Below are 14644 nucleotides of genomic sequence, written 5' to 3' on the forward strand. Positions count from 1 at the left end.
TTCACGGAAAATTTTCCCCTTCTGCTTGCCTTATGCACGCCATGCGTTACTATATCTGTCATGATACGTTCGTTCCAATGCAAAGAAACGGAAAAACTGGCGGCGGGCATCCGGGTCAGGCGCTTTGTCAACATTGAACGGGTTGCCCTGCGTAAACTCCGGCAGTTGCAGATCGCCCAGACCCTTGAAGACCTGCGGGTACCTCCCGGTAACCATCTGGAAGCCCTTTCAGGCAACAGAGCAGGGCAATACAGTATCCGCATCAACGCACAGTTCCGTATCTGCTTTTTCTGGACACTGTCCGGAGCCGAGCATGTGGAAATTGTCGATTACCATTGAAAGGAGTCTCCCATGACACGACTTCCCCCCGTTACACCGGGCGAACTGCTTCTTGAGGAATTTCTCAAGCCCATGGGCATTTCACGCTACCGTCTTGCCAAAGAAATCGGTGTCCCCGTACAGCGTATCAGTGAGATTGTTTCCGGAAAACGTGCCATCAGTACGGATACGGATCTGAGGCTCTGTCGCTTTCTGGGGCTCTCCCGTGGCTACTGGCTGCGGGCACAGATTGAACACGATACGGAAATAGCCGAAGAAGCCCTCAGCGATACCCTGGCCCGCATCCGCCCCTGGCGGCAGCAGGATTCTCCCTGCCGTGCATGAACCTCACCCCTCTTTTTTCCCTAAAAGGGCCAGCGCCTCCATACCCCTGTCCTCGGCCTCGAGGGCCAGACGCTCCGCCCTGCGGGACAGAAGATGGTGGGCCAGCAACAGGGGAACGGCCACCCCAAGGCCCCACTGGGTGGTGATGAGGGCCTCGGAAATCCCGCCGGACATGAGCCGCACATCCCCGGCCCCCATCTGGCTCATCACCCGAAAAGAGGCCATCATGCCCGTCACCGTGCCGAGCAGCCCCAGCATGGGGGCTAAGGCCGCCAGCACCCCAAGGGTGGCAAGCCCCTTTTCCATCCGGTCCGACCAGGCTGCCGCCTCAGCCTCCACGGCCTGCTCCCGGAAAAGGGCTGTTTCATGACGCAGCCGGACGGCCAGCGCCACCACCGAAAGGGCCGGGATCCGGGCTTCTTTTTCCATGCGAAGGCCCCTTTCCCCATCCTGAAGCATCGCCACCAGATGCCCGGTTTCTTCTTCACAGAAACGCAGGCGGAAAAGGACAAAACCCCGGACGACAAAAATCCCAAGGCCCGCCAGACCGATAAAGAGAATGGGCCAGAGCAGAAGCCCCCCTTCCCGCAGCGTTGCTTCAAGGCTCCGCCTGCCGCCGTTTCCGGAAAGGGCCAGCCCCCGGGAAAGATCCAGGGGAAAACGCCCCTCCTCTCCCTGCATCACCTTCCGGATGTCTCTTCCTTCCAGCCAGGAAGGGCTCAGGGCCGCTTCCCTGTAGCCCCCCGCCTTTTCATCGCTCACAAGAAAAAGGGCCCGGTTCTTCAAATCAAGGCCCGAAAGCCCGAGACCGCCCACCCGCAGCACCTCCCCTTTCTGTTTCCGGCCATCCCTTCCAAGAAAGGAGATGGATTCACGGCTGAGGGTATCGCAGGCCGCAAGGTTCTGGCGCAGGGCCTCAAAAAATGCTGACAGACTCTCCAAATCCATCTTTTCCCCCATCTTCAGAGAAAAAAGGGGCAGGGTCGGGGAAGAGGCCAGAAGGGCATGAAACCCCTCTTCTGCTTCTTTAAGGCGGGAAACAAGGGCAAGACCCGCAAGCTCGGAGCTTCTGCGTTCCGTTTCCATGCGCCGGGTCTCGGCAATGAGGGTCTCCAGCTTTTTTTTCTTTTCCCCGTTTTCCCTTTTGAGAGCAGAGAGTCTTTCCTCCAGCGCCTTTTTCCGTGCAAGAAGGGCCTCCCTTTCCGCCTCAAGTTCCTCCGTCTGCCCGGAGGTATCCGCCGCCATGCGGTTCAGAACCGTCTCCAGGGCCGGTGTTTCCGCCCGGAGCGGCCCCGCAGTCATCAGAATCAGGCCGCAGAAAACAAAAAAACCGCGCATCTTAAAAATCCTCCGACAGAGGAAGCCAGACAAGACCCGCAGGAAGGCGCCGTTCCACCATGGAAAAAGCCCTTTCCACGGCCTGGGCGGAAGGCCTTTCCAGGGGAATAAAAACAGCCTTCACAGGCGACCAGCGGGCCACAAGCCCCCTGTCCGGTGAAAGAAAAAAAAGCCCTGCGGCCCCCAGGTGCAGGAGGGTTCCCTGAAGGGACTCGCCCCCCACCTCCACGGCAGCGGCCGCCGTATCCGGAAAAAGACCCAGATTCAGTTCCGCCTCCAGCAGATCCAGGGCACGATCCAGCCGGGCCGGGGTGTCCAGTTCTCCGTCCTCCAGGGCAAGGGCAAGCCCTTTTATCCTTTCCCTGCGCTCCGCCAGACGGAAGGGCGGCAGACCGTCCATGCGGTTTTCAAGAAAGGCGGAAAGATCCCCCAGAAGGGGTTCCACCTCCCGAATCAGCCGCACCGCCCTTTCCCCTTCGGCTGCCAGGGTTTCAAGGCGGGCCTCCTGACGCCGGATGCGCTTTTCCAGCATATGGTTTTCGTAACGAAGAGCCTCCGACTCCGTTTCCAGGGCAAGGATCTCCCTGCCAAGCCTCTCCTCTTCCCGTATAAAGGCCTCTGCCCTTTCCTGGGCACTGCGGGCGGCTTTCAGGGCCCGGTCCATGGCTTTTCCGGAATCTGTGATCTTTTCGGAATTTTCAATAGCCGGGCATACCTCCACACTGCAAAGCAGCACCAGCAGCAGCACAGCACACCTTTGAGCCCTCTTCCCCAAAATACCTCCTCCGCACCCTGCGCCAGCAGATCCGCCTCTTGCCGGAAAAACTTTTCTGTCCTGCGGGGCATCATGCCACAAGTGTCCTTCAGGCTCAATCCGTTAAAATTCCCTCTCCTTTTTCCAGGGATTGCAACCTGGAGACAGGCAGGCTAAAAGACTTTCTGAAAGAGTCCGAGCTGCTCCAACGGTGCTGCCATTCCGGTACGATCCCGTCCGCCCCTGGGAGAAAAACCTCCATGCTCATAGAACTTGCCATCCGAAATTTTGCCATTATCGATGACTTAAAAATCCGTTTTAACCGGGGAATGAATGTCATGACCGGTGAAACGGGAGCCGGAAAATCCATCATCATTCAGGCCGTGAACCTGCTTCTCGGAAGCCGGGCCGATGGTCGCATGATCCGCCAGGGTCAGGACAGCGCCGAGGTGGAAGCCCTCTTTCAGCCTCCTCCGGAAAGCCCTGCGGCCCAGGCCCTTGAACGGCATCAGCTGAGTTCCGGAGACGGTCTCCACATCCGCAGGGTGCTTTCCGCCACAGGCAGCCACCGTATTTACATCAACGGGCGCATGGCCACAGCCCAGCTCTTAGGAGAAGTCACGGCCCAGCTTGCCAGCATTGCAGGCCAGCACGCCCACCAGAGACTTCTTGATGAAAGCCTGCACCTTTTTATGCTGGATGCCTATGCCGGTCTTCAGGAAGAAAGGGAAACCTACGCAAAAGCCTATGGGGATCTGGTGCAGAGCCTGAAAAATCTGGAAAGCCTGAAACGCCGCAAAGTCAAAGAAGAGGCTGAGGCGGATTTCATCGCCTTCCAGATCCGGGAAATCCGGGAGGCGAATCCCGGCGAAAACGAAGATACAGAACTGGAAACCCTGCGCAAAAAACTGCGCCATGCCCAGACCCTTGCCCAGATCCTGTCCCAGGTGGTGGAAGGACTTTATGAGGGGGAAGACGCCCTCTCCGGCCGTCTCAGCTCCCTGCGCAGGGAAGTGACCCGCGCCGCAGCCCTGGACAGCAGCCTCGAGACCGCAGCCGCAGACATGGAAGGCCTGGCCCTCCGTTGTGAGGATCTGGCGGGTCATCTGCGCCACTACCTTGATGCCATGGACATGAATCCCGCCCGCCTTGATGAGGTGGAGAGCCGGCTGCATCTTCTGGGCAAACTCAAAAAAAAATACGGAGGCAGTCTCGAAGCCGTTCTGGAACACAGAGAAAACCTTGAAAAACGACACAGGGAATCCGCAGATATCGAGGGCCGTATTCATGCCCTCGAAAAAGAGGTGGCAGGCCGTCACAAAAAGGCCGCAGCCCTTGCGCGGGATCTTTCTCAAAAACGGGAGAAGGCGGCCCAAGGACTGGCCCGGGCCGTGGAAAAAGAGTTGAGCGAACTCTGCATGGCCGGAACCCGTTTTCGTGTCGCCCTGCTTCCCCTGGAAGCGGTCTCCTCTCCCTGGCTTCAGGATGAGGGCCTTGGGCTTCAGGAACAGGGACGGGAAAGTGCCCAGTTCTGCATGGCCCCCAATGTGGGCGAAACAGAAAACCCTTTGAGTAAAATCGCCTCCGGTGGCGAGCTTTCCCGCACGGTACTGGCCTTAAAAAGTATTCTGGCCCGCAATGAGGCCGTCAGCACCATTATCTTTGATGAGGCGGATGCGGGCATCGGCGGTTCCGTGGCCGAAGCCGTGGGCCGCAAGATGCAGTCCCTTTCCCAAAGCCAGCAGGTGATCTGCATCACCCATCTGGCCCAGATCGCCAAATTCGGCCAGCATCATTTCCATATTGCCAAGGCTGTGGAAGAGGGCAGAACCTGCACCCGCATCACCCTCCTTTCCGAAGAAAAAAGAACGGAGGAGATGGCCCGGATGCTGGGTGGAGCCGCCATTTCTGAAACGACCCTGGCCCATGCCAGGGAGCTTCTCCGGGAAGCAGGATCCGAAACCGGACATCAAACCAGGTCTTGACAAATAACGGGCCTCGCCATAGGGATGCCGAAGAAAAGGCATCTTTCGGGGCCGTGCACCCTGTCATTTTTCCCATAGCAAGAAGGAGGCTGCCATGCCTATCTACGAATTCCGCTGCCTTGAATGCAAGGATCTTTTTGAACTGCTTGTCATGAAGTCCAGCGAGGAAGAGGAAGTGAGCTGTCCGCACTGCGGTGCCCAGCACTTTGAGCGGGTGATGAGTGCCACCACCTATGCCGTGGCTCCGGGGGCGGGCAGCGGGCCGGGCGGAAAAGATGTGGGTGTCAGCAAGCAGGAACGCACCTGTTCCAGCGGCTCCTGCTCCACCTATACCATTGCGGGGAATTAGACCCTTTCCCGGACTGACGATCCCCGAGTATGAAGGCTTTTTTTCTCCCCTCTCCCACTGGGAGAAGGGCCGGGGTGAGGACAAAAGGTTCACAAACACCGCTGAGCCCCCAGGGCCTGGATGTCCTGTAAAAGGCTCCGGCCCTGTCAGGGTACGGCTACCAGGTGATTTTAAAATCCACAATATAGGCCTGACTTTTTACATCCCGAAGTTCAAAGGTTTCCTTGTATCCCACAGAAAAACTGAACCAGGACAAGGGCGCAACGGTGGCCATGCCAAAGACCACGGTCTGGTTCTCATATCCCGGTGCCACCTCAGCCTGGAGCTGATGCACCCGGAAAACCTCTCCCTTGAGAGTCAGCCTGCCATCCATAAAACTCATCACAGCCCCCACGGAGGGAATGAGGCTGTATTCCCAAGGCAGGTTGTTCAGGGCCTCCGCAATCCAGCGCACCTCATCGGTGACAAAATCTTCGGGGATTTCCTTTTTCAAGCCCTGAAAGAGAAGTCCTGCATTGACAATGACATCCGGAGAGAGGGCATGGGAATAGCGCAGCCCGGTTCCGCCCCCGTATTCCACATATCCGGTATCGTCCGTAAAAATTTTGGACTTCATGTGGGTCACGGCAAAGGTCGCATTGGCCATCCATTCCACCACCCCGTTCATGCGGTACCAGCGTTTTTTGAAAAAAGGCATGAAAGCCGCATTCTTGTACTCCGTATCCAGATTGTCTTCCATCTCCATCTGACGGTAGGGAATGGTGAAACCCGTTGAAAAGCTGCGGGAATCCCCAAAACGCCACTCATAGGCCATCATCCCGCTGGAACCGGTTCCCGTATCCGAACCGATGGTAATGCTGTCCCGCTGTCCGGATACCACGATGTCCCTGTTGGAGATGGGCACAAAGGACATATGTTCTTTGGAGGATTCCCCGCTGCCGGACTCCGATTCGGAGTCGGAATCGGATGCTCCCGAATCAGCCACGTCGCCCTCACCTGCTCCCTGATCGCCGGAACCTGCATCGGTTGAACCCGTATCTGCTGAGTCCGTATCCGTTGAAGCCGTATCCGTAGCAGCACCACCGTCCGAACTTTCTGCTGATGAGGACACTGTGGAAGACGTTTCCCCTCCCGAGGTCTCTGCGGGTGCGCTGTCACTCGGGGCGGAAGATACGGCAAGATCGGAGGAGGATGCAGATCCGGAGGAAGCGTCAGCAGAAGCTGTTGAGGCTGTCCCTGCATCCGCAACTGGAGCCGGGGACGATGGGGATGCCGCCGGAGCGGAGGGACTTGCTGCCGGTGCTGGAGCGGCTGTCATGGCAGGGCTTGATGTCGGTGCAGCCGATGCTGTCCGGGTTACGGATGTGGGGGCCGCATAGGCAGGAGACATGAAGGCTGCCTGGGTCATGGTCTGGGTACTGGAACTGCCGCTTGTGCTGACATCCGGCGCATTGCCGAAAATGGCCTTGAAAAGAGAGGATTTGTTGGCCTTGGACCAGGCCACAAGCTCCCTCTTGGTTCCCGCAAAAGTCAGATCCGGAAGCACATCGGACTGAATTTTTAAATCCACGTTATCGTTCTGCCTGAAAATCCCGTTTCTCCCGTCCCGTGTGCGTACGGTATAAACCAGATGGGCATTGTAGAGCTTTCCCTGCTGCTGCATCCCGTTTTTAATTTCTTTTTCCGCAGGCAGGCTGTTGAAGATGGCCTGCCAGACCTCCTCATCACTGGCCAGGGTCTTTCCTGGAAAAACCAGAATCAGAAAGGCCGACAGGTACCTGATAATGCCCAGAAACTTCATGCTCCCCCCTGTGAAGTTATGCTGTTAAAAAGGGGGCGGCCCCCTTACGGATTCTTTCAAGCCTCTCAGTCTCTGGGAGAGGGGAAAAAAAGGAAAAAATCACTGTCCGGCACGCACGAGGCGGAACTGGCCGCTGCCGCCCTTGCCGCTGCCGTCGGCACCGCCGCTGCCGAAATAGAGAGTCCATGCATTGCCAGGATTAAGGGCGTAGGACGAAGAAGACCAAAACACAGAAGACGATGTCCCCGGAAAAGCGGAACCATGAATGGCAGGGCTATAGCATCTTTCTTCCACAATGGATTCTAATTCCTTGATATTGGGAAGCCGCCAGTCCGTATGGCCTGCAAAACCGCCACCTGCATTCCAAACTTCTGCCGCCTGCAAGGCCCCCTGCCAGGTGTGGGTACTGGCGCTTCCTGTGCAGGAAGAAGTACTGCCATCCCAGGTCTGTCCCAGGGAACAGCGCATCCACATGAGGCCCGTGGGCTTATGGGTCACGGTGCCGTCGGCGTGGATGTCAAAATCTTCCGTGGGGGTTGTCGGGGTAATGGCTGTATTTTCTAATCCGCTGCACACGGTTTCCGCCATGAGGGACGAAGAAAAAAAGAGGGCTGCAATCAGAGAAAGGCAGATAAACAGATAGCAAGGTTTCATGGAGAACACTCCTTATTTCAAGGTGCGAAAAATTATTTTTATTACCCTCACCCCAACCCTCTCCCCCTGGGAGAGGGGAGAAAAAAGGCCAAAATCACTGTCCGGCACGCACGAGGCGCACATGGCTGCCGCTACCGAAGCCGTCTTTGCCGTAGTAGTCGACATAGCCGCTGCCGAAACCGAGGCCCCACGCAGTGCCAGTATTGCCGGCGTAGGACGAAGAAGACCAAAACCAGGTGGATTGCGTATTGGGGAAAAAGCCGGTGTCAATGGAAGGATTTACACGGCCATAATGCACAATAGACAGCAGTTCTTTCTTTGTGGGCATCCGCCAGTCCGTCGCACCACAAAGCCCTGCTGCATTCACAGCCGTAACAAAGGCTAAGGTATCACAGGCAGAGCCGGTACAGGTGCCGCCATTCTGGGTGCCTGCATTTCCACCATTGGTGGCAGCATCGGGGTTGTACCAGGTATAGGTATGTTCTTTGTGACGAAGATTTGAGGCATCATTTACCTTCACCTCCCAGATGAGACCGGTATGGTTATCCCTCACACAAGACCATTTTGTACCTGAGGCTTCATCCCCACTGTCCGACCATGTGCCGCTCTGATTGGAAAGGGCCTGACCATCTGCACCCAGTTTGGTGAAGTCAAAGCCCGCCGCACCGGAGCCGGTTTTGGTGAGACTACCCGCACGGGCTGCCGCATCCCGTCCAAAATCCGCATCCTGATCGGGATGGGTGGCCACAGGACTTGTGAGGTTGTTCGTTGTTTCATCGGCCCACCAGTCGATACCCGTATCATTGAGGGGGGCGGTTCCGATCAGAGCCGCAACGGGTCTCGCAGAAATCTCATTGCTGCTTACGCCAGCTTCCTGACCCGCAGCCATGGGGCGCAGGATAAAATAGTACTCCGTATCATTGATGAGATCTGTGGCTGTGTAGTCTGTCACGTTTCCTGTCTCAAGCCTCTGGGTATAGCTTGCAGGATTAGCAGGGTCAATATTCGGACTGGATCCATAATAAAGAGCGTAATTGTCCGCACCGAAAACAGTGGCCCAGGAAAGACTTGCCTGTCCGTCTCCCGCCTGAGCAGTGAGGGCTGGGGTGGCCAAAACGATAAAGGTGGCGCTTACGGTACAGGGGCTTGTGATGGGGCCTGTGCTGTAGGTGCTGCCGATGCGGGTTCCGCCGCAGCCAGAGACGGAGTCGATGCCGTAACCGATGTCCGGGGTGAGGGTGAAGGAGGTGCTGGCGCGGTGCACGATCTCACGGGACGGCGGAGTGATGCCGCCTCCGGGGCCAGGGCTGGTGCTGACAGGGTGAAGAGTACTCTCACCGGAGGTTCGGACGAGGCGGGCGTGGTAGTCTGCGGTTTTAGGGGTATTAGAAACCCAACCGTGATCTGAACTGAAAAACAAGGCATTCGTACTGCTTGAAAGCTGAGGTGAAGAGCACCAGAAACGGCCTACCGGCGTTGCAGGAAACACCTCGGCGTGGATGGCCGGGTTGGCACACCGTCTCTCCACAAGGGTCTGGATTTCATTGATGGAGGGAAGCCGCCAGTCCGTATAGCCTGCCCCCCCTCCCTGATTGTTAAAATCCTGTACTGCCTGCAATGCCCCCTGCCAGGTGTGCATGCTGGCGTTTCCCGTACAGGTGTTACCATCCCAGGTCTGGCCCAGGGAGCAGCGCATCCACATAAGGCCCGTGGGCTTGTGCGTCACGGTACCATTGGCATGGATATGAAAATCCGTCGTGGGTGTGGTGGCTGTAATGGCCGTATTTTCGGTACCGCTGCATATGGTATCAGCCATGGCAGAAAGGGGAAAAACCAGGGCCACAAAGAATACAAGCTGGAGAAACACATAATGATGCTTCATGAACCATACTCCTTATTAAGGAAAACTGTCTTCATGGCCCTTTTGCCCTCACCCCCGCCCCCTCTCCCAAGGGGATGGGAGAAAAAAGGCCAAAATCACTGTTCGCCGCGCACGAGACGCACCTGGCTGGCACCGGACTTGATGGGGCCACCAACATCACCGTAGTAAAAATGGAGACCCCACGCCTCGCTGCCGTTGTTGGCATAGGGCGAGGAAGACCAAAACCAATTGAACTGCGTATTGGGAAAAAAGTCCGTGTCAATGGAAGGAGCTGTTGTTCTTCCCCTGTGAGCAATGGAGGTCAGTTCCTCAATGGTGGGCATCCGCCAGTCCGTCGCCCCACAAAGCCCTGCTGCGTTCACAGCCTGCACAAAGGCTAAAGTATCACAACCAGAGCCGGTGCAGGTGCCGCCATTCTGTGTTCCTGCATCCCCTCCGTTGGTGCTGGAGTCGGGATTATACCAGGTATAGAAATGATCTCTGTGTCGTAAGTCATTTATATCATTTACTTTCACTTCCCAGACAAGACCGGTGTGGTTATCCTTCACACAAGACCATTTTGTGCCTGCGGCTTCAGTGCCGCTGTCCGACCAGGTGCCGTTCTGGATAGAAAGGGGCAGACCGTCTGTACCCAGTTTTGTGAAGTCAAAACCTACTACACCTGCACCGTTTTTTGTCAGTACACCGGCTTTGGCTTCCACATCCCTGCCAAAGGCCGCATCCTGGCCGGGATACCCCTGGGCAGGCCGGGTAAGACTGTTGCTGCTGTTATCACCAAAAGTGCTGATCCCCGTGTCATTGATGGGCCGGGACAGAACAGGAACCGTATGGGGCAGGGCTGTCACCTCACAGCTGGGGATTCCCGGTGTTCCGGAGAAGGAAGGACGGATGACAATATAATAAAGCGCATCATTGGTCAGACCCGAAATCTGATAGGGGCTGACGGTTCCAAGATCTGCTCCCTCATAGCTTGCGGGAGTGTCCGGCTGGATGTTGGGTTGTCTGCCGTAGTACACCATATAGGATGTGGCTCCCGGAATTTCGTTCCAGGAAACAAGGATCCAGGTATTCCCGGCATGGGCGGAAACTTCCAGGCTTGGCCTGAAATTCACCTGAATGCTGCACGATCCCGTAATGGGGCCGGTGGTGTAGGTGGTGCCGTTTAAGGTGCCGCCACAGCCCGTCACCGTACCCATGTTGTAACCCGCATCCGGCGTGATGGTGAAGGTAGTGGTGTTGCCATGGGTAACCGTCTGGGCCGTAGCAGGGCTGATGCTGCCGCCCGTTCCTGCCGTGGGGGTAACCGTATAGGTATTCAGCGTCCATTGGGCCGTAAGGGTTGCGCCATTCAGGGGCATGGTGGCGGGAACCTCAGGACTCCAGCCATTGAAGGTATACCCTTCACGGGTTGGCGCTGTGGGAGCCGTCACCGCAGAGCCGTAAGCCTGGGTGATGGGCGCTACGGCAGAGCCGCCTGCGCTGTCAAAGCTAAGGGTATAGGTATGGATCGTGAAGGTAGCGTCTACCGTACAAGCTCCTGTAATGGGGCCGGTGGTGTAGGTGGTGCCACTTAAACTTCCCCCACAGCCCGTTACCATACCTATGCCGTAGCCTGTGTCCGCTGTAACGGTGAAGGATGTGGTTTCTCCATTGGCAACCGCCCGTGACAAGGGGCTGATGCTCCCCCCGCTTCCCGCGTTTGCCGATACCTGAAAGGTGTCCGGATTCAGGGCAAAACGTGCGGTGACCGTACAGTCTGTATGCACAGGGCCGGTCTGATAAATAAGGCTTCCCAGTGCAAAATCACCGCCGCATCCTGAAACCGACTCCACCTGGTAGCCTGAATCTGGAAGCAGGGTAAAGGCCGCAGTAAAACCCTGAATCACAGGGCTGGAAGCAGGTGTAATGCTTCCTCCTGTGCCTTCCACCACAGCCGTTACGGTGCGGGTGGGCAGGATGATATTTTTATCCACGATGTCACCGGTCTCAGCGTTCAGATCAAAAACATGCCACCATTCGTGGGGTTCTGTGGGGGGTGTCCAGGTTCTCAGCAGACCGGAAGCATCGTACAGACGCACTCGGGCACCGGATGCTGCATAGGAAGTTGTGTCAGCCGGGTTCTTAAAGACGATATATCTGTAAATGCCTGGCTGAGTCTGGTGAATGGTAATGGTTTCAGGGCCATATCCCGAATGGCCTTCCTGATCCAGAGACGCATAGGGCGGAGAGTTCTGACTGCCTGTGTTCGCATGGGAAACCGAATTGCCATCCGGGGTTGTCAGATAGGCATCCAGATCCTGAGGTTCTGCCCCCCAGCCCAGTACCATCCTGTACATGCCCGTTTCTGTGATGACCGGAGAAAGGGGAATATTTCTGGTCATGGGGAAGTCCGCAAAAACCATATCCCTAGCCTCTGAATCCGTATAGCCATCTCGCTGAATCGTCAGATCATAGATTCCAGTACACACGTTCGGGAATTCATAGTCCCCTCCCGTACTGCTTGCGTTCAGTTCCCATCCGTTGCCCCGCAGGGTAAGGGTTGCACCGTCAATCCCGTTTCCTGTTACGGCGTCCGTAACCCTTCCCTCCACAATACCGCAGGAAACCGGGGTAAAGGTAACGTTTACGGTACAGGCCCCGGTAACAGGGGCGGTGGTGTAGGTGGTGCCGATCAGATTACCGCCGCAGGTTCCTCCCACGGAGGCCGTATGCCCCGCATCCGGCGTCAGGGTGAAGCTTGTGGTGGCACCATGATTGACCGTCTGGGCCGTAGCAGGGCTGATGCTGCCGCCTGTTCCTGCCGCAGGCGTTACGCTGTAGGTATTCAGCGTCCATTGGGCGGTCAGGGTACGGTTTTCTGCGGGCATGGTGGTGGGAACTCCAGGACTCCAGCCGGTAAAGGTATACCCTTCACGGGTGGGAACTGCCGGAGCTGTCACCATAGAGCCATAAGCCTGGCTAATTGGAGAAACAGCAGAGCCGCCTGCACTGTCAAAGCTCAGGGTGTAAGTATTGACGCTGAAGGCAGCCTGTACCGTGCAGGCTCCCGCAATATAGCCGGTGGTGTAGGTACTGCCACTTAATGTCCCAGCACAACCCGTAACAGAAGCAATGCTGTGACCCGTATCCGGCGTGACGGTAAAACTTGTGGTATTGCCATGGGAAACAAAACGGGTCGGCGGATCAATGCGGCCTCCCGATCCCGCACTGGCAGTCACGGTGTAGGGTTGCAGGGTAAAGCTCGCACTCACCGTACAGGCTCCGGTAACAGGGCCGGTGGTGAAGGTATTGCCGCTTAAGGTTCCGCCACAGCCGCTGACAGAGTCAACGCTGTACCCCGCGTCCGGCTGCACCGTAAAGCTTGCGGTCAGGCCATGGCCGACGGATTGCAAAGCGGGAGTGATGCTGCCGCCGGAGCCACCCGTGGCATTCACCGTATAGCTGTTCCGTGTGAAACTTGCCGTCACAGAACAGGCCCCCGTAACCGGTGCCGTGGTATAGGTGCTGCCGCTTAAGCTGCCACCACAGCCTGTCACCGATGCTATGGAAAAGCCCGTATCTGGTGTGACGGTAAAATTCCCCCGTGCTCCGTGATGTACTCCCAGGCTGGAAGGCGTCACCGTCCCTCCTGCTGACTCTGCTGTAGCGGTCAGGGCGTAGCTTTTGCGGATAAACCCGGCTCTTACCGTGCAGGCGGCAGTCACAGGGCCTGTGGTAAAGGTGTTTCCGCTTAAGGTTCCGCCACAACCGCTGACCGAACCGATGCTGAATCCTGTGGCAGGCACAATCTCAAAGGAAGTTCGTTGACCCTGAGGCACAGCCCGTGATGTGGGTGCAAGGGTTCCGCCGGTACCGGCTTCCGTTCCCACAACAAAGGTTCCCGGAACCGCCTTGAAACGGGCGGTCACTTCACAGGCCTGGGTGATACGGCCTGTTGTGAAGCTTGTGCCGGAAAGCGTTCCTCCACAGCCTGTCACCGAATCAATGACAAAGCCTGCATCCGCCGACACCGTCAGGATCGCCGTACTTCCATGGGCCACTTCCTGGGATAAGGGCGTAAGGCTGCCCCCGGCTTCTGCCTTGGCGGAGACCACATACCGGGTCTGCATGGGCTTGAGGGATGCGGCATCATGGAAATGAAGAAATTCAATATTTTTTGGGGTAAGTGCATTGCTGTACACCCGGATCTCATCCACGTAGCCGTGAAAAAAAGCATCTTTTCCAAGACTGCTGACAAGATTCCCGATGCGGAAGGCTTCACTGCGGGTTTTTAAGGACGTGCCGAATTCCTTGCTGCCTGCGGCCTTTCCGTCCACATAATGGCTTACCTTTTTCCCGTCATAGGAAGAACAGACCTGCTGCCAGGAGCCACTTGCCTTTTCCCCGCTGCCCAGAGACTCCTGGGGGGCCTGGGTATCCACATGGGTAAACCAGGTACTGGAAGCACTTCCTGGAGAACTGGCCTGCATGATCCCATAGGCATTCAGAGTCTCCTCATCCCAGGGATCCGACCAGGCAAAAACCACTCCGGGAGAAGGAAGCGCTCCGGTAGTGAAGGCCCTTACCCAGAGACAGACCGTTCTTGGGGTATTCTCCGTGGGAAAGACCACCCCTGTTCCTTCGAGATAGCTTCCCTTGCCATCCAGAAAGAGGGCCTTGCCCACGGCCGCTTCCACAACCTTGGGATTGCCGTAGGAGGTAAGGGAGAGATCTCCGGAACTTCCCTGTACGGAACGTGGAGTTTCCGGACAGACGGCTCCAGGATTGTCCGGATCGTCAAAGCAGTAGCGAACCAGAGGCTTGGGAATGAACTCCACTTCTATGGTACAGGGCCAGCTGATGGTTCCCGTTGTGAAGATACCATCCTTGAGTCCGCCCCCGCAGCCATTGACCGCACCGATCATGTAGCCTTCATCGGGTGTTATCCTGAAGCGCGGTTTTGTACCATGTTCCACAGAATATTCATTTTCTTTATCCCAGTACAGGTTGGTTTCGGGTTCTACCCTGCCGCCTTCCATACCTTCGAGAATGGAAACAACGACAAGACTGGCATTCCCGTCCTCTTCATCTTCCAGCTCGTTACATCCTGAAAGAAAAAAGACAGAAAAAAGGAACAGCAGTATCAAGGCAATCCGAAGCTTCATCTTCTCACACCTCCACATCCATCCCGGTTTTCCGCAGGGGACAAGCAAAGACTATCCCCTTGGCCTAAACACAC

Annotated in this window: 10 protein-coding genes; 4 read left to right on the top strand and 6 right to left on the bottom strand. The window is 56.7% G+C overall.

Annotated features, from left to right (window positions below):
• Positions 1-60 precede the first annotated feature (60 nt).
• Positions 61-339: a type II toxin-antitoxin system RelE/ParE family toxin gene (locus BR04_RS12630; RefSeq protein ID WP_496356378.1), complete on the top strand. Its 279-nt coding sequence runs from the start codon at positions 61-63 to the stop codon at positions 337-339.
• A gap of 12 nt (positions 340-351) precedes the next feature.
• On the top strand, positions 352-663 hold the full coding sequence (locus tag BR04_RS12635; protein ID WP_496356379.1) for a HigA family addiction module antitoxin: 312 nt from the start codon (positions 352-354) through the stop codon (positions 661-663).
• Positions 664-666: 3 nt separating this feature from the next.
• On the opposite strand, the gene BR04_RS12640 is transcribed toward BR04_RS12635, so the two are convergent.
• Together BR04_RS12640 and BR04_RS12645 are read right to left on the bottom strand one after the other, a co-directional pair.
• Complete coding sequence (locus BR04_RS12640; protein WP_496356380.1) at positions 667-2001, bottom strand: MotA/TolQ/ExbB proton channel family protein; 1335 nt, start codon at positions 1999-2001, stop codon at positions 667-669.
• Between the two features lies 1 nt (position 2002).
• Positions 2003-2749, bottom strand: coding sequence for a DUF3450 family protein (locus BR04_RS12645; protein WP_496356381.1), 747 nt, complete (start codon positions 2747-2749; stop codon positions 2003-2005).
• 266 nt (positions 2750-3015) lie between these two features.
• On the opposite strand from BR04_RS12645, the gene recN reads away from it, so the two are divergent.
• Together recN and BR04_RS12655 are read left to right on the top strand one after the other, a co-directional pair.
• Positions 3016-4740: a DNA repair protein RecN gene (recN, locus tag BR04_RS12650; protein ID WP_496356382.1), complete on the top strand. Its 1725-nt coding sequence runs from the start codon at positions 3016-3018 to the stop codon at positions 4738-4740.
• A gap of 94 nt (positions 4741-4834) precedes the next feature.
• Entirely contained in the window at positions 4835-5089 is a 255-nt protein-coding gene (locus BR04_RS12655; RefSeq protein ID WP_496356383.1) for an FmdB family zinc ribbon protein, read from the top strand.
• Positions 5090-5246: 157 nt separating this feature from the next.
• On the opposite strand, the gene BR04_RS12660 is transcribed toward BR04_RS12655, so the two are convergent.
• From BR04_RS12660 to BR04_RS12675, 4 genes are all read right to left on the bottom strand, one after another.
• Positions 5247-6890, bottom strand: coding sequence for a hypothetical protein (locus tag BR04_RS12660; RefSeq protein WP_496356384.1), 1644 nt, complete (start codon positions 6888-6890; stop codon positions 5247-5249).
• A gap of 99 nt (positions 6891-6989) precedes the next feature.
• On the bottom strand, positions 6990-7544 hold the full coding sequence (locus BR04_RS12665) for an Lcl C-terminal domain-containing protein (RefSeq protein WP_496356385.1): 555 nt from the start codon (positions 7542-7544) through the stop codon (positions 6990-6992).
• Positions 7545-7638: 94 nt separating this feature from the next.
• Complete coding sequence (locus tag BR04_RS12670; protein ID WP_496356386.1) at positions 7639-9426, bottom strand: Lcl domain-containing protein; 1788 nt, start codon at positions 9424-9426, stop codon at positions 7639-7641.
• A 95-nt stretch (positions 9427-9521) separates the two neighbouring features.
• Positions 9522-14570 carry an InlB B-repeat-containing protein gene (locus BR04_RS12675; RefSeq protein ID WP_496356387.1) on the bottom strand — a complete coding sequence of 1683 codons (5049 nt, stop codon included), beginning with the start codon at positions 14568-14570 and terminating at the stop codon, positions 9522-9524.
• Positions 14571-14644 lie beyond the last annotated feature (74 nt).

The sequence above is a fragment of the Desulfobotulus sapovorans DSM 2055 genome (assembly GCF_059569355.1).

Excerpts from the sequence above, each read along its gene's own strand:
- BR04_RS12630 (WP_496356378.1), top strand. The coding sequence starts at position 61 with ATGATACGTTCGTTCCAATGCAAAGAAACGGAAAAACTGGCGGCGGGC.
- BR04_RS12635 (WP_496356379.1), top strand. The coding sequence starts at position 352 with ATGACACGACTTCCCCCCGTTACACCGGGCGAACTGCTTCTTGAGGAA.
- BR04_RS12640 (WP_496356380.1), bottom strand. The coding sequence starts at position 2,001 with ATGCGCGGTTTTTTTGTTTTCTGCGGCCTGATTCTGATGACTGCGGGG.
- recN (WP_496356382.1), top strand. The coding sequence starts at position 3,016 with ATGCTCATAGAACTTGCCATCCGAAATTTTGCCATTATCGATGACTTA.
- BR04_RS12655 (WP_496356383.1), top strand. The coding sequence starts at position 4,835 with ATGCCTATCTACGAATTCCGCTGCCTTGAATGCAAGGATCTTTTTGAA.
- BR04_RS12660 (WP_496356384.1), bottom strand. The coding sequence starts at position 6,890 with ATGAAGTTTCTGGGCATTATCAGGTACCTGTCGGCCTTTCTGATTCTG.
- BR04_RS12665 (WP_496356385.1), bottom strand. The coding sequence starts at position 7,544 with ATGAAACCTTGCTATCTGTTTATCTGCCTTTCTCTGATTGCAGCCCTC.
- BR04_RS12670 (WP_496356386.1), bottom strand. The coding sequence starts at position 9,426 with ATGAAGCATCATTATGTGTTTCTCCAGCTTGTATTCTTTGTGGCCCTG.
- BR04_RS12675 (WP_496356387.1), bottom strand. The coding sequence starts at position 14,570 with ATGAAGCTTCGGATTGCCTTGATACTGCTGTTCCTTTTTTCTGTCTTT.